The organism is Sulfurimonas autotrophica DSM 16294 (genome assembly GCF_000147355.1).
Lineage (GTDB): Bacteria > Campylobacterota > Campylobacteria > Campylobacterales > Sulfurimonadaceae > Sulfurimonas > Sulfurimonas autotrophica.
In genome coordinates this window covers 2,010,974-2,031,259 of sequence record NC_014506.1, presented here as the reverse complement: position 1 = coordinate 2,031,259, position 20,286 = coordinate 2,010,974, and the positions used below count along the sequence as shown (strand labels likewise).

Here is a 20,286-nt window from a genome sequence, read left to right as displayed (position 1 = left end):
TGTGAGAGCATACACTCAACATAAATTAATCAATTTTAAAGTATAATTCCATCAAATAATTCAGGACTGCTTTTTCTTCATATAACAGCCCTCCATTAGATTAATTCTCTGGAGTTGTTAAAAAAATGTTTCAGTTTGATACACTATCACTTGTTTTTGTTGTACTCATCCTTTTGGGCGCAATTCCAAATCTTTTTTACTCTTTTGGCTATCTTCCTCACATAAAAAGAAAGACACATTATTTGATTCACTACTTTGGTTTTATTATTTCCATGCTCGGAGTTGTACTTGCCTCCAATGCTCTTGTATTTCTTTTCTTTTGGGAGTTGATGAGTCTGACGAGCTGGCAGCTGATTTTGACGGAAATAGAATCAGACAAGACTATAAAAGCGGCAAAATTTTACTTTTTTATGACACATTTCGGATTTGTTTTTTTACTGATGTTCTTTTTAGTTGTCACAAACGGTAATTTAGATATGAACTTTGCACAAATGAAAGAGATAGCTTCTTTGTTTGCCTACCCGTCTTTACTCTTTTTTATGCTCGTGCTTGGTTTTTTAAGCAAAGCCGGAGCGGTGCCGCTGCATGTATGGCTGCCATATGCCCATCCTGCTGCACCCTCTCCTGTGTCGGCTCTTATGAGCGGAGTAATGCTAAAAGTTGCCATTTACGGGTTTGCACGCTTTTTATTTGATGTACTTTATCCCTGGCCGCTAGAGTGGGGTATTTTTATTTTAATTATTGGCTCCGTTTCTGCTCTTGTGGGCATTTTATATGCCATGAATGAAAATGACATTAAAGCGCTTTTGGCAAATTCATCCATAGAAAATATAGGCATTATACTTATAGCCTTTGGAATGGGGATGATATTTGATTCGCTTGGGCTTAAAACACTCAGTACCTTTGCTTTTATAGCCGCTCTTTTTCATGTTTTTAACCATATGAGTTTTAAATCTCTGCTTTTTATGGGTGCAGGAAGTGTACTGCATCAGACACATACAAAAAATATGGAGAAATATGGAGGGCTTATAAAATCTATGCCTATAACCGCGATAACTTTTCTTTTAGCGGCTCTTTGTATTACAGCTCTGCCTCCGAGTAACGGTTTTTTAAGTGAATGGATGGTTTTTCAATCTCTGCTGGGTTCCACACATATAGAAAATATGAGTCTCAAACTCTCCATTCCATTTGCTGTTTTTGCCCTTGCGATGACAGGAGGTCTGGCAATCGCAACTTTTATAAAAGCCTATGGTATAACATTTTTAGGACTGCACAGAAGTACAAATGCCAAACATGCCCATGAGGTGAATTTTTTAATGCAATCTGGAATGATTTTGATGGCCTGTGTTATTATCTCTTTGATGCTTTTTACACCTTTTTATATAGCATGGTTTGATAAAGTTTTTACAGAAATGGGGCATATTTCTGTTTATGCAAAGATTTTTCCAAAAGGTATTGTAAATATGTATGCTCTGAGCAATAACGGCGGTATAGTCTCGCCTCTTATTCTTTTAGGAACTTTATTAGCGACTACATTTATGATGCTGTTTGCCTATAAAGTGTTACATGTAAAGACAAGAGTTTATCATACATGGGGATGTGGTTATAAAACATCTGCCAAGACACAGTACTCAGCAACAGGTTTCGCAGGACCTATGAGAAGATTTTTTTCATGGCTCTATAAACCACATGAACGGCTACTGAAAAAAAATATAGGCGAACATGAGACCAAATTCAGTGATGCCAATTATGCCGTACATGTAAAACCGCTTTTTGAAGTTTCTTTGTATAACAGCGTTGCCAAATTGGCAAATATTTTGAGTTACTGGATCTATCGTCTGGCTCATTTTGAGCAGACCCGTTATGCGGCTATGATATTTAATCTTATATTGACGGTACTTTTTAGTTATAGAATTTTTGCGCATGAATTTTCATGGATGACACTGCTCATAGAGGCATCTGTCATGGCTATTTCTGTGAAGGTTCTTATAATTGGTGAGAAAAAGGCAGTCTAGACATGATAAATAAAAATAAGTTTTTGAATTACCATACAGTTTAGATGTGTTTATTCATCTGTAAGCAAGAGTTTGATATAATTTCATCAAATAATTCAGGACTGCTTTTTTCTCATTTACAACAGCCCTCCATTAGAAATTTTCTCTGGAGTTGTTAAAAAAATGTTTCTCTTTGATACATTGTCACTTATTTTTGTTGCACTTATTCTTTTAGGTGCAATTCCAAATCTTTTTTACTCTTTTGGATATCTCCCGCATATTCAAAGAAAAACGCATTATCAAGTACACTATTTTGCTTTTATTATCTCGATGCTCGGTGTTGTTGTTGCAGGTAATGCGCTTGTTTTTCTCTTTTTTTGGGAGTTGATGAGCCTGACGAGCTGGCAGCTTATTTTAACGGAAGTAGAAGATAAAGAGACCATAAAAGCAGCTCGTTTTTACTTTTTTATGACACATTTCGGTTTTGTGTTTTTACTGCTGTTTTTTCTTATAGCAACAAACGGAAATCTCGATATCAGCTTTGAAGATATGAAAAATATAGCTGCTGCATTTAAATACCCGACACTGCTTTTTTTTATGCTTGTTTTTGGTTTTTTAAGCAAGGCGGGCGCTGTGCCTTTTCATGTATGGCTGCCATATGCCCATCCTGCTGCACCCTCTCCTGTGTCGGCTCTTATGAGCGGAGTAATGCTAAAAGTTGCCATTTACGGGTTTGCACGATTTTTATTTGATGTGCTTTATCCCTGGCCGCTAGAGTGGGGTATTGTTGTCTTGGTTATTGGCTCGATTTCTTCAATTGTCGGTGTTTTATATGCTTTGAGCGAGCATGATATAAAAGCACTGTTGGCAAATCATTCCATAGAAAATATAGGCATTATTCTTATAGGCTTCGGTATGGGCATGATATTTGACTCGCTTGGACTTAAAACACTCAGCACTTTTGCTTTTATAGCCGCACTTTTTCATGTCTTTAACCATATGAGCTTTAAATCTCTGCTTTTTATGGGAGCAGGGAGTGTGTTGCATCAGACACATACAAAAAATATAGAAAAATACGGCGGTTTGATTAAGTCGATGCCTGTTACTGCACTGACATTTTTGTTAGCATCTATCAGTATTTCCGCACTGCCGCCGAGTAACGGTTTTTTGAGTGAGTGGATGATTTTTCAATCTATGCTCGGCTCGTACAATATAGCAGACATGAGTCTCAAGCTTGCCATTCCTTTTGCGATTTTTGCACTTGCAATTACAGGTGGTTTAGCCATTGCCTGTTTTGTTAAAGCATACGGCATAACATTTTTGGGACTTCATAGAAGTAAAAATGCCAAGCATGCCAAAGAGGTAAACTTTTTGATGAAATCAGGGATGATTTTAATGTCACTTGTAGTTATTTCACTGATGCTTTTTACGCCGTTTTATATTTCATGGTTTGACAAAACTTTAGTGAGTCTGCATCATATTTCCGTTTATGCAAAAATGTTTCCGCACGGTATTTGGAATATGCACTCTGTTGCCGTTCACGGCGGAGTTGTCTCACCTCTTATACTCCTTGCCTCTTTACTTGGTGTAACACTGCTTTTACTCTTTGCCTACAAAGTGTTACATGTAAAGACAAGAGTCTATCATACATGGGGCTGCGGCTATAAAACATCTGCAAAAACACAATACTCTGCAACAGGTTTTGCAGGACCGATACGCCGATTTTTTAACTGGCTTTATAAGTCAAATGAACATTTTCATAAAGAAAATATCGGCGAACATGAAACAAAGTTCAGCGATTCAAATTATGAAGTACATGTAAAGCCTCTTTTTGAGGCTTCATTGTATGAAAGCAGTAAAAAACTGACAAACAGTGTGAGTTACTGGGTTTATCGTCTGGCACATTTTGAAAAAACACGTTATGCCGCTATGATATTTAACTTGATGCTTTTAGTGCTTTTCAGCTATAGAATCTTTTTACATGAATTTTCTTGGGCGACTTTTACTTTAGAACTCATTGTGGTAATTATTTCTATAAAAGTTCTTATTATCGGAGATAAAAAATGATTATATATTTAACAACTATAGCAGTCTTGCTTCTACTCGCACCGTTGCTGCTCTCTTTTATAAAATCTTTAAAAATGGTGCTGCTTTTCAAGCGTCCGAGTTCTGTGTTTCAGGGCTATAGAAACTTTTCAAAGCTTATGCAAAAAGAGACGATTATTTCGCAGGAGACGAGTTCTATCACGACTTATGCGCCTTTTTTGGTCCTTTCGCCTCTGCTTGTGACAATGTTTTTCTTACCGCCTGTTGTGCATGGAGCTTTTTATGTAAGTTTTGTGGATGCTTTTACGATTACAGGGCTTATTTCACTCTCAACATTTTTTCTTATGCTTCTGGGGCTTGACAGTGCCTCAGCCTTTGGCGGTATGGGAAGTTCTCGCGAGGCTTTTATATCTGCTCTTGTAGAGCCTGCCATGGTTTTGACGGTATTTAGTGTCTCTATGATGGCGGGAGATTTGGGTGTAGGCCAGGCAGGTGTCAATCTGGCAGAGCACTTTCCAAAAGAGCATATGGCAAGTTTTTTATTCGCCGGCATCAGTTTTTTTATACTTCTCATAGCAGAAAACGGGCGTATTCCCGTGGATAATCCTGAAACACACTTGGAACTTACCATGGTGCATGAAGCGATGATACTTGATTTAAGCGGTATTTATTTAGCCATTATCGAGACGGCGGCTTCTGTAAAGTTTGTGATTTTTGCATCACTTTTTGTTTCTTTGTTTATTCCTTTCGGGCTGGAATATTCCGCGCCTGTTGCAATTGTTGTTTTTATAGCAAAACTTTTTGGAGTGGCTGTAGCTGTAGCAATATTGGAGGTTAATACTGCAAAATTAAGACTTTTTAAAGTGCCAAATCTGCTGGGTATTTCCATAGTATTTGCATTTTTATCATTAATAACATTTTATGTATTGGGAGCGTAGCAAATGGTTGATTTTTTTATAGGTCTGTTTTTGGCTTCGCTTATAACGGCTCTTTTTACAACAAGGCTTTACCGACTGTTGATGTGGTACTCGTTTAATTCATTTACTTTGGGTGTTTTGGCACTGCTTATCGGCATGAAACTGCAGGATAATGCAATGCTTATAACAGGTGTCGCTACAATAGTTATAAAAGCTATAGGCATTCCTTACTTCTTAAAAAGTTTTTCTCAAAAGTTTCATTTTGTACGGCAAATTCAGCCTGAGATAAAAGTGCAGTATGCCATTATGCTTATTCCTGCGATTTTGGTTTTTACATTTTATCTGGCAGAGCCCATTACAAATATGATAGCAAATAACTCTAATTATGTGGCGATTAGCATCTCATCTCTATTTTTATCACTGTTACTGATGATGGAGCATAAAAATGTCACACCCAAAATCATCGGTTTTTTAAGTATGGAAAATTCACTCTTTTTACTTGGAATTACGGCAACGGACGGAATGCCTATGCTTGTTGAACTGGGTATATTTTTTGATCTTTTGATGGCTATTGTCGTTATAAACCTTTTGTTTAGCCGCGAGGGGATGAAAAATGCTTGAGCTATTACTTCTTCCAGCACTGATAATATTCTCTCTTTCATTTATACAAAGTGAGAAAACACATAAACCGCTTGCTTTTATATCTTTTTTAATTTTATTGCCGAGTGCCCAGCTTTTAAGACTGCCAAAACCATTTCATCTGCTTGGGGATTATCTTGTAGTAGATGATTTAAATGCTTATGTTCTTTTTGTATCCAGTATCGTAGGCATCGGTGTTGCACTGGCTTTGATGACTTTGGACAAGCATGTAGAAGTCTCAAAAAATGCTTACAGAAGATTTTACAGATTTTTTGCCATATTCTGGGTAGGGCTTATTTTTTCCATTCTTTCAAATCATATGGGTATTTACTGGATAGGGCTTGAACTCGCTACGCTCTCAACTGTGTATATGATAAAAACAAACCACTCCAACGCAGCCCATAAAGAGGCATGGAATTACATGATAGTCGGAGCGATTGCCATTTCTTTTATACTTTTTGGCATTATTTTAATTTATGCAAGTGCCAAGCCGATTCTGGGGGAAGATGCTATGAACTTCAACCTGCTTTTAGCCCATGCAAAAGAGATAAAATCTCCTTTCCTTTTTGAAATCGGTTTTGCGGTTGTGAGTGTTGGAATGTTTGTAAAAATGGGATTTTTTCCTATGAATTTGTGGCTTGCAAATATTGAAAGGGCTTCTTTTTATCCTGTTGCAGCGCTTTTTAGCGGTATTTTAGAATCAGCCGTCATTATAGGTTTTTTTCGTTTTAGCAAAATTGCGATGGAAGTCAATTACGACCATCTCTTTACTTTTGTATTTATTTATACGATTCTGACTATTTTTATAGTCAGTTTTTTGATTTTTCGCACAAAAGATTTTATGCGTTTATTTAGTCTCAGCGGTGTAGAACACATGGCGCTTATTGCTCTTTTTTGGGTCAGCGGCGGAACATTTGCCGCACTGCTTCATTTTGGCGCGCATGCCTTTTTAAAACCGGCACTCTTTCTTTCAACCGGTGTGCTTGAATCAAACGGAAAGTACAGAATTGCGGGAGCATTAAAGGGGTACAGAGGAAAAAAAGGAACACTCTTTTGGTTTTTGGTCTCTCTGTTTTTGCTTGCTGTTATTTCCCTTCCGCCTAGTCCGATGTTCTTTAGTGAAATTTACGGTTTCGGTGCGATGATAAATGTCGCAAAGCACGGGCATCATCTGCTGGCTATGATGGGTGCAATTTTGATTTTGCTTATTTTATTGTCAATTATATTCTACAAATTTGTAGAGGTTTATCAGTCTATGAAATATGAAGGTGGAGTACATGAGAAAAAAGTCTATACAAGTGAACTCTTCTCACTTGTTATTTTTGCAATCGCACTCGTTGCATTGATAACACCTCCCGTTATGAACTATCTAAAAGGAATATCATGAGATTTATTGCCAGATATGCCAAAGACAGAGGCAGAGTTTTTGAGATAGTCACGCTTTATGATGAAGAGATGAAAATAGAGCGAGTCGATAGAAAAAAACCGATTATTAAAACACTTTCACATGAGCATCCCGCGGCTTTATGGTTCGAGCGAAAAATACAGGATGACTTCGGCATTATCGTTGAAGATGCTTTTGATAAACGTCCTTTAGTCCATCAAGAACAATTTCCAAAAAACCTGCATCCAATGTGCAAAGATTTTGACAAGCAAGAGCTTGAGTTCAGTGAATTTCAACCGTATGATTATGAAGTCATCAGCGGTGACGGAGTTTTTCAGGTCAGTGTCGGACCGATTCATGCAGGTATTATTGAGCCGGGGCATTTTCATTTTTCTCAAGCAGGCGAAAAAATGCTCCATCAAGAGGTGCGCCATTTTTACAAATATCGCGCTGTTGAGAAAATGCTTGAGGGCAAGACGCTTCTAGAAGCAAAATCGATAATTGAGCGTATAAGCGGCAATGAGAGTATAGCTTATCAGATGTGCTGGCGAGATATTTTGCTGCACTCATCACAGCAAAAGTTGCCGCAAGCTTTGCAAAAACGGCATGCTTTTTTGCTTGAGTTAGAGAGAATTATTCATCATTTGACTGATTTGGGATTTATACCAAATGATGCCGGATTTGGTGCAGCACTCAGTTTTGGTTCAAAACTGGCTGAAGATGCACGAAGAAAAATGAAAGAGATTACGGGGCATCGTTTCGGTTTTGGAGGCATTGACTTTGTAAACAAATTTGTCGATACAGCCTCGCTGCATGAGTGGTTAGATAGTATGCAAGAGAGCATAGAGTATTTTGAAGATTGGATTATAGATATTCCTTCTTTGTGGGACAGGCTCGATACAACAGGTGTACTTCCTTTGAAAAAAGCTGTGAAATATGACAGTGTGGGTGTCGCAGCAAGAGCCTCTGGTTTGGCAGTTGACAGAAGAGTGAATGAGTTTTACCTCAAACACGGCTTTGAACTTGCAAGCGAGCTTAGCGGGGATGTAGGCGCGCGCTTTAAAGTGAGAATTGCCGAAGTGAAAAACTCACTGAAAATGATGCATAATTTTCTTGAAGAAGATGAGACTGTTTTAGAACCAGAGGCTGTAAAAGACGGTGAGTACATGAGTTTTACTGAAAGCTCCATCGGTGAGCTGTTTATGGCTGTAGATATAAAGGACGGAGTAATTGAACGCTTTTTTGTGCGGGATGCGAGTTTTATGAACTGGCAGGTGTTACATGTAATGATGCGAAATGATATTATTGCTGATTTTCCGCTGATAAATAAAAGTTGTGATTTAAGTTATGCAGGAAATGATTTATGATGAAATTTTGGAATAAACGCATTAAGTTTGGCGTACTGACGGAAAACCCAGAGTTTGAAGATGACATAAAAGCCATACAAAAAGAGATAAAAGACAAAGTCAAGAAAAAATTTGCAGGCAGTCTGGCTATCAGAATGGTTGACAGCGGTAGCTGTAATGCCTGTGAAGCAGAGTGTAATGCGCTCTCAAATCCCTATTATGATTTAGAGCGTCTGGGTATCTACTTTGTAGCGAGTCCGCGTCATGCGGATGTGATGCTGCTCAGCGGTTTGATGACCTTCAACATGACACCGCATGTTCTAGAAGCGTATGAGCAGATACCCAAGCCTAAATGGGTTATCACACTCGGGGATTGTCCTGTAATGGCGGCGCCGTTTGAGAAAACTTTTGCCATAAAAGCTCCTGCAAATAAGCATCTAAAAATCACACATCACATAACAGGATGCCCGCCGAGTCCGAGAGAAATCATGCAGGGGCTGTTGGAGTTTTTGAAAAAAATATAAATTAATTTTTTTTGTTAACATAAGTTTTAGTTTTTTTGATATAAGATATTTATATGAAGAACTCAAAAAATAAATTTTTTATGATTGGCATTATTATTTTGCTTGTATGGGTTTTTATAGAAGCATATTTTTACTCTATAGCGGTAGATGCACAAAAAAACTATACAAATGATTTGCTCAAACAGGCACAGAGTCATTATAATGAAATAAATAATATCCGAAATTTGCCAGAGAATATAAAAAATTTATATGTTAAAAAAAATAATGAGTTTGTAAAAGTTGATCCAGATCTTTTAGTGCATTCATTGTTAAAAAAGTATCAGCAAAGCGGATTTTACTATACAGTAACGGATGATACAGAAAATAACTTAGATAAATCACCTAGTAAATATATTTACAGTATAGACAAAAAGACAAAGAGACTAAAATATTTTTATGATGGCATAGCACTTGATATGGATGCCGCTTTTTATATAGACAGGATGAACAGTGTCTGGCTGAAATTCTTTTTAGTAAGCCTTTTATTTACGACTTTTACATTTACACTTATTTTTCTAATCAGGTTTTTGGCAATAAAAAGTGTAAGCTATAGACGTTTGAGTAATACGCTTGAGGACAAAGTCAAAGAGCAGACTCAAAAGCTTGATTTGGCTTTTGAAGGAGCCGGGCTCGGGTATTGGCATTGGAATATACAAACCCATGAACATGAAGTAGATGAACGATGGTTACAGATGCTTGGTCTTGAAGCAGATGAGGTTTCTAAACATGAGAGTGATTGGGAATCAAGAGTACATCCTTTTGATTATACACGAATTATGCCTATTATACAAAGAGCTATTAAGAAGAAAAAACCTTATGTGGTTGAGTTTCGCATGCTGCATAGAAATGGTGAATATGTATGGATTCAAAGTTCAGGCGCAGTTACTAAAGTAGATGAAAATGGTGATGCCTTAGAACTCTCAGGAACACATCAAGAGATAAGCAAGCGAAAAAAACTTGAGCAAGTTCATGCTAAAAATGAGCTGTATCTTAAAACATTGTATGAAAAAAATCCGAACATTATTATTATCTCAACAGGTAAAAAAATTATTCAGGCAAATGAAGCATTTTTTCATTTTTTCAAAGAGTATGCTTCACTAGAAGAGTTTAAGCAAGAATATAATTGCATATGCCACTTTTTTTCACCATCAAAATATGAAGATACTATAACAAGCGGAGAAGGCGAATGGATAGATGATGTCCTCAAGGCGAAAGAACCAATGGTTCGCATATATTACTTAGGACAGGAATATTATTTTTCTGTGTATGTTAAAAAAATATATGAAGAAAATGCAATGCATGTGATGGCAACTTTTAACGACATTACAGATTTGTATAAGCTAAGACATGAGTATGAAGAACTTTCCATCAAGGATGCCTTAACAAGTATTTATAACAGACGTTATTTTAATACTATTTTTCCGCGAGAGCTTAACAGAGCAAAAAGGGCACAAGAAAGCTTTTGCTTTGCCATAATGGATGTAGATCACTTTAAGCTTTATAATGACAATTACGGGCATGATGGCGGAGATGAGGTTCTCAAAAAAATTACCGCGAAAATTGAAGAACTGACACAACGCTCAAATGAGTTTTTCTTTCGTTTGGGAGGTGAAGAATTTGGATTTATATGTAGTGCTTTAACAAAAGAAGAAGTGCTCAAAAATATAGAAAATATGTGTAAAGCAGTAGAAGATTTAGAGATAGAACATTTATATAATAAACCATATGGTGTTATTAGTATCTCTGTAGGTATATGCTTTTCCTCAGATGTAAGTAAGAGCGATGTCAAAAATATTTATAAAAATGCAGATGAGGCTTTGTACGAAGCAAAGGAAAAGGGAAGAAACAGAGTCGTTTTAGTAGAGAACTGTTGAGAGCGCTTTTTTTGTTAAAGACGATACAGGTGCCTTATGGAGTTCATCTATACTGACCCAAACAACTTCAGTACAAGTATATATTTTGTAGAGCTTTACATGTAAACGGTATTTTGTATAAGCGTGTTTAAAACTTCCCAAATAATCCTCTTCAATCGGCTCCACACTTGGAAGCTCAAGCATATTTTTGTACATATTTCCTCTAGCAGGAGTGAGCGCTATTTTATCATCTTGGACTAAAATACCATAAAAGAGTTCAAGAGATTCATACTCTTTTTTCTTCTTTTGTGTATAGAGCTCGGCTTCTTCTTTTCCCTGACAGTTGGCTTGCAATGGGCACTCGGCACATTTTGGATTTTTCGGCAGGCACACCATAGAGCCCAAATCCATCAGGGCGAGATTATGATTTCTTGGCTCTTTATGATTGAGCAGTTTTTGCGCATACTCCCATACTGTTTTGTCCTTTACATGTAAGAGAGCAAAATACCGCTTCAGTACTCTTGCAATGTTTGTATCGACCACAGGCACATTCTGCTCGTAGCCGAAACTACAGATGGCACTTGCCGTGTATTGACCTATTCCAGGTAAAGCAAGAAGCTCTTTAAATGTCTTTGGCAGAGATTTTTGAGAGAGTTGTGCAGTTTTGTGTAGGTTTCTCGCACGTGAGTAGTAGCCTAGACCGCTCCAAGCTGCTAAGACATCATCAAGCGGAGTTTCTGCGAGTGATGCAAGCGTAGGAAATTTTGCTAAAAACTGTGGGTAGTATTCATCTCGTACACGATTTACCTGGGTTTGCTGGAGCATAATTTCACTCAGATATATGTGATAAATATCATCAGTTTTTCGCCAAGGAAGCTCATGTCTGCCATGTTTGTTGTACCATGTTAAAAGTTCTTTTTGTACCAGCGTTATGTTTTTTATAACAACTGCTCCCGAATAAATTCGCTGTAGTGTCCTTCTTGTTCTTCAAGTTCTTCATGTTTTCCGCGCTGGACTATTTCGCCTTCATTCAGCACATATATCATGTCTGCATTTTTTACGGTGCTCAGACGGTGCGCAATCGTAATAACAGTCTTGTGCTCAAGCAGAGGCGCAAGGGCTGCAAAAAGCTTTGCTTCTGTGTGTACATCAAGTGCAGAGGTAGATTCGTCAAATATAACGACACTCGGATTGGCAATAATCATTCTTGCAATGCTGAGTCTTTGTCTCTGTCCGCCTGAGAGTCTGATGCCGTGATGCCCGACTATAGTTTCAAGCCCGCTTGGCATATTTTTGAGCATATCTGAGAGCTGGGTGATTTCAAGGGCTCTGTAAATTTCTTCATCACTTATATTTTCATGCCCCATCGTAATGTTAAAACGCAAAGAAGCATTAAAAAGTATAGGCATTTGCAGTACTAAAAATATTTTTTGACGCACTGAGTGTTTGTCAAGCTCTTCTGTGGCAATATCATTATATTTAAGCTCACCGGATGTTTTTTCATAAAAACCGGCAATAATCTGTGCAAGGGTTGTTTTTCCGCTTCCACTTGCACCGATAAGTGCTATTTTAGAACCGTATCTGACATCAAAGGTAATCTCTTTAAGAATGAGTTTTTCACTTGTAGCATAGGTAAAACATAAATCTTTTAAGGCTATGTCAACGCTGTCTGATTCGAGCTTTTTTGCTCCGCTTGTTTCTGTTTTGAGCGTTAGAACTTTGTTGATACGCGCGAGTGCGGCTTTGGCAGAAGCGTAGCTGTACTGCATGGAGAGAATGTCCTGCACCGGTGTCATAATAAACCAGATGTAGCCAAACATGGCAAACATCATACCGATGCTTAAATCACTGTAAGCGACAAGTAAAAGACCTGAGGCACGGATGAGTTCAAATACACTTAAAAATATTGTGTAAGATAGCTTTTCAAAAGCAACACTTTTAAAGCTAAATTCATTGGATTTGTCTTGAATTTTTTTCGCCTGTTCTATGGCTTTTGAAAAGAAATGCTGTTCTTTGTTGCTGGCTTTTATCTGCCCGAAAAGCTCAAGTGTTTCGCCGACATTTTCCTGAAACTCTGAGATTGCCTGATTTTCTTCTTTTTTGAGCTCTCCGACTTTTGCAGACATTTTTTTGCTGACAAACATTATAAGCGGCTGTACAAAAAGTATTAAAATACCTAAAATCGGATTAATGACTATCATCACTATACCTACGGCTACGAGTGTTAAAACAGAGGCTACAAAACGCGAAGCACTACTCATTATAAAAGCATCAAGTGTATTAACATCTGTGATGAGATTCGCCGTAATGGCACCGCTTCCAAGTGTTTCATAGGCATTCATTGAAGTGACTTGCAGATGTTTTAAAAGACGTGTGCGTATCATAAACGTGACATATTTTGATATTTGAGTAAATATTTTTGTACTAAGGACTCCGAGAAAATAATATAAAAAACGTAAAAATATAACCGCAAAAGCAACAAGGGAAATATAATAAAAAGCAGAACCACTGCCTAAAAGTTTGTCAATGGCAGGGACGATGTACTCAGGCTTGTGAAGCAGGACTTCATCGACCATAATCGGTAGCATCAAAGGAATAGGCACGCTGACTATAATGGCTAAAACAGTAAAAATCTGCCCGTTAATGAGAGAAGATTTTTTATGCCATGCCAGTTTGAAAATAGATTTAATGGTTATAGGTTTTTGATTCATAAAGGAATTATATCTCAAAAACCAGGACTCTAAAGTTAACAATTATACGTTTTAATATATTTCAGGTATAATATATTATAAAAATTATCATAAGGACAGATTATGAAAAAGTTATTTTTGGTAGTTACACTTGTAGGATTACATGTAATGGCATTAAACGGGGATAGCATTAAAGTGCAAAAAAAGAGCGATGTGGTACAAAAACATGTGAAGGAACAGATGCAAAGAGAACAAAAATATGCAAAAGAGCAGAAGTTTTATCAGGGCAAAGATTATAATCTCTCAGCTGTAGAAGTGGATCCAAGTGATTTAGATTCTATTCCTACTATTGAGCCGGAAAATGATTTTGATATGTCGGATGTTTACAGAGACGATATTTAATGCAGATAAATTAAGCAGGCATAATACTAATATCTGTTATTTCGGCACTTGAGCCAAGTCGCATTGGAGGACCCCAGAAACCTGTACCTTTGTTAACATAGATTTGTAAATCTTTTGTGTGTTGATGCAGGCCGCTGATGTAGGGCTGTTGCAGGGAGACTAAAAACCTAAATGGATAAATTTGTCCGCCATGGGTGTGTCCGCTTAAAACTAAATCAACCCCGCCTGCTACTTCTTCTAAAAATCTTGGCTGATGGGCAAGTAACACAGTCGGTGAATTTTGTATGCTTTGCAGGGCTTTGGTAATATCGGGAAGATATTTTTTTGCTCTGTAGCCAAAGAGGTCGTAAACGCCTGCAAGATTAAAGCCTTGGCCTTTTTCTCCGATGTAGATATTTTCATTTTCAAGTACTTTTATGCCTAAAGATTTGACTGCTGCTATGATTTTTTCTATGCTGTGAAAATACTCGTGATTTCCGACTATATAGTAGGTTCCGTATTTTGCCTTGAGCGCTTTTAACTCTTGAAGTATAGGATCTGCTTTTTGTACGTCAATGTCTACCAGATCGCCTGTTATAACGACGAGGTCAGGGTTGCAGGCATTGGCTTTAAAAACTATGTTTTTGATGAACTCTTTGTCAATAAGACCGCCGATGTGAGTGTCACTTATCTGCATGATTTTGTATGGTGTTTGAAGATTTTTTATTTTGATACTAACTTTTTGTACTTCTACGTGTTTTGCTTCATAAATAGCACTCAGGCTCAAAGAGCTTGCTACTGCAAAAGAGGAAGCATCAAGGGAGCGTTTAAAGAACTTTCTTCTTGTACTTGAGAGAGGAATGCAGTTGAGTATAACTCTTGAAATGTCATAAACCAAAGTAGTGCAAAAAAGTAAAAAGAGAATGCCGATGGGCAGGCTGAAAAGAAAGTAAAGCCATCCCGGAACATTTATGTAGTATCTTCCAAGCGCATATAAGAGTATACCTAGAAGATTGATGTATAAAAAAAGGCGGAAGTTACGTTTATGTTTTGTAGATATATCAAGATGCGCAATAAGGCGCTTTGATATATACATATTTAAAAGTGCAAAAACTCCAAGCAGTGCGACAGTGAAAAGTAAAGGGTTCACTGTCTATGGCTTTAATTAGTTGGCGTGAGCAAGTACAGCGTTTGCAATACGAGAAAGTGTTTCATCACGTCCGAGGACTGCCATAACGACATCAAGTCCCGGTCCGCTGAGTTTACCAAGAAGTGCAACACGAAGAGGCTGGCCAATTTTTCCGAAGCCTATTTCCATCTCCTGGACAACTTTTTCCATTATGTGATGATAGTCAACCGGAAGATGCAGTTCCTGTGCTTCAGCCAATCTGTTTGCAAACACTTCAAGAACTTCTACGGCATTGCCTTTAAAAGCTTTTTTGGATGCTTTTTCATCATATGATTTAGGTGTGGTAACGACCTCATTTGTAAGCTCTGCCAGCTCTTTTAATGTTTTTGCTCTCTCTTTAAGGGCATCTAGTAAAATCTCTTTTTTATCATGTGAACTCAGCACTACGCCGAAATCAGTAAGCAGTTCAACAAGCTCTTCATTTGATGTGTTTTTGATGTAATGGGCATTGAGCCAGTCGAGCTTTTCTGTGTTGTAAATGGAAGCTGATTTATTGATATCTTTTGGATCAAAAAGTTCTTTCATCTCATCCATAGAAAAAATTTCTTGATCGCCGTGACTCCAACCAAGACGTACGAGAAAGTTTAAAAGGGCTTGAGGCAGGTAACCCATCTCTTTGTATGCCATAACATCCGTCGCACCGTCACGTTTTGAGAGTTTTTTGCCCTGAGCATTGTGAATCATAGGCACATGGTAAAATTTTGGTATTTCAAATCCAAGCGCTTCATAGACGACTATCTGTTTTGGCGTGTTTGAGAGGTGATCATCTCCTCGAATGACTTCATTGATGCCCATTAAGGCATCATCAACGGCTACGACAAAGTTATAAGTAGGGCTCCCGTCAGCTCTGGCGATGACAAAATCATCCAAAATATCTTCTGCTTGAAAAGAGATGTCTCCTTTGACGCCGTCATGGACTATAATTTCACCGCTTAGGGGTGCCTTGATGCGTATAACCGGCTCAATACCTTCCGGCACAGTACCACAAAAATCACGATATTTTCCATCATATTTTGTGCGTTCTTTATTTGCCATCTGTGTTTCGCGCAGTGCATCAAGCTCTTCTTTGCTCATATAGCATTTGTAGGCTTTGCCTTCATCAAGCAGCTGTTGTATATATTTTTTGTAGATATTTTCACGTTTACTTTGGTAGGTGATCTCTCCGTCAGCCTCAAGCCCGAGCCACTTAAAAGCATTTAAAATCGCCTCTGTTGCTTCTTCGGAGTTTCTTGCTTTATCGGTATCTTCTATGCGAAGAACAAATTTACCATTGTTTCTTTTCGCCCAAAGGTAAGAAAAAAGAGCAGTGCGTAAACCGCCGATGTGTAAGTATCCTGTAGGACTTGGAGCAAAACGTGTAATAACCATGATTATGCCTTTATATAAGAAGTTTCTTGCAATTTTAGGCAATTGTTGGTTAAAGGCTGGTAAAATACCTTTTAAAAATTAATAAAATGGATTTTTATGGTTAAATTACTTTTAGTACTTATGCTTTTTGCTTTCGTAAATGCCGATGTATATGACGGTGTGGCTGTTGTTGTAGAAGATAAAGCTATTACTCTGCTTGATATTCAAAAAGAGATGCAGGCAGAGCATTTGGATGCAAAGAAAGCTTCTGATATTTTGATTCGTAAAAAACTTGAAGAGCTTGAAATTGCCAAAAGAAACATTTCGGTCTCAAGTGCAGAAGTGTATGATGACATTAAGAAAATGGCAGAAGCAAACGGGTTGACAATCAGTCAGCTTTATGATGCCATAAGAGAGCAAAACGGACTGAACTCTGAAGAGTTTAAAGAGAAAATAAAACAAAAACTTTTAAGTCAAAAACTTTATGCTGCTATTGCGATGTCTTCACTCTCAGAGCCAAACGATGAAGAAATAAAAGAGTATTACAAACTGCACACAGACAAATTTAACCACCCGGAATCTTTTTCTGTCATTATTTACTCAGCAAAAGATAAAAGCAGATTAAAAGAGAAAACAGACAATCCAATGTTTTATGCACCGGATATTTCAACGCAGGAACAAGTGCTTTTTTACAATAAGATTTCACCAAAATTAGCAAACATACTGCAAAAAACACCGCAAGATCATTTTACGCCGATTTTATCTGATGGTAAAGGCGGGTTTATGAGTTTTTATATTAAGTCTGTTGCAAAATCAAAAGAGACCGACTTAAAAAGCTTGAAGCCGCAAATAATGAATGCAATTATGGCAGACAAACGTGAAGCAGTGCTCAGTGATTATTTTGCAAGACTTCGTGATAATGCAGACATAAATATAATCAGACTGCCAAAATAAATTATGCTCGACGATAAAAATTTTATAAATATAGCCTCAGAAATAGCTTCGGCATCCAAATGTGTTTCAAAACAGGTCGGTGCTGTTATAGTTAAAGACGGACGTATTTTAAGCACAGGCTATAACGGAACGCCTGCAGGCTATACGAACTGCTGTGACCATTGGAATGACGAGTACACAAAAGAACATCACGAATGGAGTAAAACATACGAAATTCATGCAGAGATGAATGCTATTATCTGGGCGGCGAGAAAGGGAATTTCCATCGAAGATGCGACAATTTATGTCACCTTGGAGCCTTGCAGCGAATGTAGTAAAAACCTTATAGCCAGTGGGATTAAACGCATAGTGTATGCCAAAGAGTATGAGCATACACACTCTGACATTGTCTCAAAATTTTTAAAAGACAACGGCGTAAGTATAGAAAAACTAAACCTTTAAAAACTCCTCTGCTTTTTGCGGCGGTCTTGCAATAATCGCTTTGTCACCTTTTATAATGATGGGGCGTTCTATAAGTTTTGGATGTTCTGCCATTGCTTCAATGAGCTTTTCTTCATCATGTTCATTTTTTAAATCAAGTTCTTTATAAATATCTTCTTTTGTGCGCATCATCTCTCTTGCGCTTTTGATGCCGAGCATTTTTACAATGTTTTTAAGCTGCGCTGCACTTGGATGCTCCTCAAGATATTTGACGACATCTGCGGTTATACCGTTGTCTTCAAGTATTTTTAATGCCTCACGGGATTTAGAACATCTTGGATTATGCAATATAGTGATTTTACTCATACCGTCACCTTTTTTTTCCCAGAATTTTACACTATAATAGTAACAAAAGTCCAATTTTAAAGGTTAAAATGTATGGAATCTCCAATAGAAACTGAGATAATTCTGCTTTTGATGGTTATTATATCTGTTGCTATGGGTGTACGCTATTATAGTAAACTGCCTTATACCATAGCATTGATTTTTGCCGGCATACTTTTAAGTTTTTTTGATATATTTCCGGATATACGGCTCACGCCTGAGCTGATTTTCAATGTTTTGCTGCCACCGCTACTTTTTGAAGCAGCATTTAATCTCAATGCACATGAATTAAAAGAAAATATCAAGCCTATTTTGATTTATGCTGTTTTTGGAGTGATTATAGCGGTTCTTAGTACCGGATTTCTGCTTCACAGCTCTTTCTCATTTTTTCATATAGATACAACCATGCCTCTTATTGCCTGTTTACTTTTTGGTGCGGTTATCTCTTCAACAGATCCTATATCAGTGCTGGCTATTTTTAAGCAGCTTGGCGTTCCTGTGAGACTTTCATCAATTATTGAGGGAGAGAGTCTTTTTAATGACGGTGTCTCAGTTGTAGTTTATGGAATTGTTTTGGCTGCCATTACAACACACAGTGATTTTAGTTTGATACACGGGCTTAAAGAGTTTGTTATAGTTGCTTTTGGCGGAGCTGTTACCGGTGCGATACTCGGGCTTACTTTTTCAAGAATTACGGCACTTGTGGATGACCATTTGATTGAAATAACACTCACAACAATCGTCACATATCTTACTTATATAGTTGCAGAGTATTTTGATGTATCAGGGGTTATTGCCGTCATAGTTGCCGGACTTATGGTCGGAAATTACGGGACAAAAATAGGGATGAGTCCTACAACAAGAGTTTCGGTTAAGGACTTTTGGGCTTATATTGCTTTTATTATTAATTCTATCGTTTTTTTTATTATCGGCCTGGAGGTCGGTATTACAAATATATTTACAAACATACACTACATTCTTATAGCAATTATTGCTGTCTTGATAGGAAGAACAATATCAGTAACGGTTTTAACACAATTTATAAATCAGGTTGATAAAAAAATTAGCTTTAAATGGCAGGCAGTCTTTATATGGGGAGGTGTCAGAGGTGCCTTGGCCATGGCTCTTGCCCTTGCAATTCCAAAAGAGTATGAGTATCGGGATATAATTTTGGTAATGACTTTTGGTGTTGTCGGTTTTTCACTGATAGTGCAGGGACTCTCAATCGGGAAGCTTTTAGACTTTTTACATGTAGGCGGCAGAGATAAAAACCTTGATACCTACGAAATTGAAAAAGGCAAACTTATAGCAATAAACGGGGCTTCACAAGAGCTTGAAGTTATGTATAAAGAGGCGCTTATATCTGGGCATATATATAAAATTTTGTCTGAACATTATTCTAAAGATATAGCCAAAGCAAAAGAGATTATTGAAAAAATTGCGCATGATCCAAATGTAAAAGATTATGAGTTTAAAACCTCTTTTAAAAGACTGCTTCTTAAAGAGAAAGATTCTATTCAGGACTCTATGAAACATGGAATTATCTCTTCACAGGCTGGAGAACAGCTTATAAATACAATAAATAAAGAGATTTTGCATTTACACCCTTAGGTTTGTTAAAATTTTACACTATAATTGTCTGTAATAAGTCATAAAAAGGTTTTAGTTATGCAATATAAAAATAAAAAATTAAAACTTGCAGAGTTTGCAAGAGAATTATTAACGAAAAGATCCATTGAAGACGGTCTGCCTCTGATATCGAAGTATGTCAAAGATGTGATAGGTGCAGAGAGGTGTTCTATATTTATTTATGATGAGAATGCAAATGAAATGTGGACAACCATTGCTGACGGCGTCGATAAAATTACGCTTCCTTCAGACAAAGGCTTAGTCGGTTACACGCTCAAAGCAAAAAAACCCGTGATGACAAATGATGCCTACAAACACCCTGAATTTTTACCTGAAATTGACTCTGCAACAGGCTATATAACCAAAAATATTATTACAGCGCCTATATTTAGCTCAAAAAGAGAGATTATCGGCGTGCTGGAACTACTCAACAAAGAAGAGGGATTTGATGAAGAAGATGTAAGATTTATGATATTTTTTGCACATTATGTGAGTGGATTTTTAGAACTATTGCATACTTATATAGACCAAGACAAGCGAGTAGACTAGG

General features: G+C 37.3%; 18 protein-coding genes. 13 read left to right on the top strand and 5 right to left on the bottom strand.

Translation table 11 applies throughout. The features are described from left to right. Positions 1 to 125: 125 nt before the first annotated feature. From SAUT_RS10355 to SAUT_RS11115, 8 genes are all read left to right on the top strand, one after another. Positions 126 to 2,015: a proton-conducting transporter transmembrane domain-containing protein gene (locus SAUT_RS10355; protein ID WP_013327839.1), complete on the top strand. Its 1,890-nt coding sequence runs from the start codon at positions 126 to 128 to the stop codon at positions 2,013 to 2,015. A gap of 162 nt (positions 2,016 to 2,177) precedes the next feature. Continuing rightward, positions 2,178 to 4,061 (top strand): proton-conducting transporter transmembrane domain-containing protein, encoded by a 1,884-nt coding sequence (locus SAUT_RS10350; protein ID WP_013327838.1) that lies wholly within the window; start codon positions 2,178 to 2,180, stop codon positions 4,059 to 4,061. Next, positions 4,058 to 4,978, top strand: coding sequence for a respiratory chain complex I subunit 1 family protein (locus tag SAUT_RS10345; protein ID WP_013327837.1), 921 nt, complete (start codon positions 4,058 to 4,060; stop codon positions 4,976 to 4,978). Before SAUT_RS10350 ends, SAUT_RS10345 begins: the two co-directional genes overlap by 4 nt. 3 nt (positions 4,979 to 4,981) lie before the next feature. Next, on the top strand, positions 4,982 to 5,578 hold the full coding sequence (locus SAUT_RS10340) for a hydrogenase (protein WP_013327836.1): 597 nt from the start codon (positions 4,982 to 4,984) through the stop codon (positions 5,576 to 5,578). After that, a complete protein-coding gene (locus SAUT_RS10335; protein WP_013327835.1) occupies positions 5,571 to 6,983 on the top strand; it encodes a proton-conducting transporter transmembrane domain-containing protein in 1,413 nt (470 codons plus the stop codon). The genes SAUT_RS10340 and SAUT_RS10335 overlap by 8 nt, the downstream gene beginning before the upstream one ends. Then, a complete protein-coding gene (locus tag SAUT_RS10330) occupies positions 6,980 to 8,347 on the top strand; it encodes a hydrogenase large subunit (RefSeq protein WP_013327834.1) in 1,368 nt (455 codons plus the stop codon). Before SAUT_RS10335 ends, SAUT_RS10330 begins: the two co-directional genes overlap by 4 nt. Continuing rightward, positions 8,344 to 8,850, top strand: coding sequence for an NADH-quinone oxidoreductase subunit B family protein (locus tag SAUT_RS10325; RefSeq protein ID WP_013327833.1), 507 nt, complete (start codon positions 8,344 to 8,346; stop codon positions 8,848 to 8,850). The genes SAUT_RS10330 and SAUT_RS10325 overlap by 4 nt, the downstream gene beginning before the upstream one ends. Positions 8,851 to 8,903: 53 nt before the next feature. Beyond that, positions 8,904 to 10,763, top strand: a complete 1,860-nt coding sequence (locus SAUT_RS11115; RefSeq protein ID WP_013327832.1) for a GGDEF domain-containing protein — start codon at positions 8,904 to 8,906, stop codon at positions 10,761 to 10,763. On the opposite strand, the gene SAUT_RS10315 is transcribed toward SAUT_RS11115, so the two are convergent. After that, a complete protein-coding gene (locus SAUT_RS10315; protein WP_041675244.1) occupies positions 10,746 to 11,567 on the bottom strand; it encodes an A/G-specific adenine glycosylase in 822 nt (273 codons plus the stop codon). The genes SAUT_RS11115 and SAUT_RS10315 overlap by 18 nt on opposite strands. Positions 11,568 to 11,680: 113 nt before the next feature. After that, positions 11,681 to 13,453: an ABC transporter ATP-binding protein gene (locus SAUT_RS10310; RefSeq protein ID WP_013327830.1), complete on the bottom strand. Its 1,773-nt coding sequence runs from the start codon at positions 13,451 to 13,453 to the stop codon at positions 11,681 to 11,683. Positions 13,454 to 13,555: 102 nt separating this feature from the next. On the opposite strand from SAUT_RS10310, the gene SAUT_RS10305 reads away from it, so the two are divergent. Then, entirely contained in the window at positions 13,556 to 13,834 is a 279-nt protein-coding gene (locus SAUT_RS10305; protein WP_013327829.1) for a hypothetical protein, read from the top strand. 10 nt (positions 13,835 to 13,844) lie between these two features. Here SAUT_RS10305 and SAUT_RS10300 read toward each other — a convergent pair whose 3' ends face one another. Next, positions 13,845 to 14,963, bottom strand: coding sequence for a metallophosphoesterase (locus tag SAUT_RS10300; RefSeq protein ID WP_013327828.1), 1,119 nt, complete (start codon positions 14,961 to 14,963; stop codon positions 13,845 to 13,847). 15 nt (positions 14,964 to 14,978) lie between these two features. Beyond that, positions 14,979 to 16,370, bottom strand: a complete 1,392-nt coding sequence (gene gltX / locus SAUT_RS10295; protein ID WP_013327827.1) for a glutamate--tRNA ligase — start codon at positions 16,368 to 16,370, stop codon at positions 14,979 to 14,981. A 96-nt stretch (positions 16,371 to 16,466) separates the two neighbouring features. On the opposite strand from gltX, the gene SAUT_RS10290 reads away from it, so the two are divergent. Both SAUT_RS10290 and SAUT_RS10285 read left to right on the top strand, forming a co-directional pair. After that, a complete protein-coding gene (locus SAUT_RS10290) occupies positions 16,467 to 17,303 on the top strand; it encodes a peptidylprolyl isomerase (protein WP_013327826.1) in 837 nt (278 codons plus the stop codon). Between the two features lie 3 nt (positions 17,304 to 17,306). Further along, positions 17,307 to 17,744 carry a deoxycytidylate deaminase gene (locus SAUT_RS10285; RefSeq protein WP_013327825.1) on the top strand — a complete coding sequence of 146 codons (438 nt, stop codon included), beginning with the start codon at positions 17,307 to 17,309 and terminating at the stop codon, positions 17,742 to 17,744. On the opposite strand, the gene arsC is transcribed toward SAUT_RS10285, so the two are convergent. Then, positions 17,733 to 18,089, bottom strand: a complete 357-nt coding sequence (arsC, locus tag SAUT_RS10280) for an arsenate reductase (glutaredoxin) (protein ID WP_013327824.1) — start codon at positions 18,087 to 18,089, stop codon at positions 17,733 to 17,735. The two genes, SAUT_RS10285 and arsC, sit on opposite strands and share 12 nt — an antisense overlap. Before the next feature lie 72 nt (positions 18,090 to 18,161). On the opposite strand from arsC, the gene SAUT_RS10275 reads away from it, so the two are divergent. After that, positions 18,162 to 19,718, top strand: a complete 1,557-nt coding sequence (locus SAUT_RS10275; RefSeq protein ID WP_013327823.1) for a Na+/H+ antiporter — start codon at positions 18,162 to 18,164, stop codon at positions 19,716 to 19,718. Positions 19,719 to 19,775: 57 nt separating this feature from the next. After that, positions 19,776 to 20,285, top strand: a complete 510-nt coding sequence (locus tag SAUT_RS10270; protein WP_013327822.1) for a GAF domain-containing protein — start codon at positions 19,776 to 19,778, stop codon at positions 20,283 to 20,285. Position 20,286: the final 1 nt, after the last annotated feature.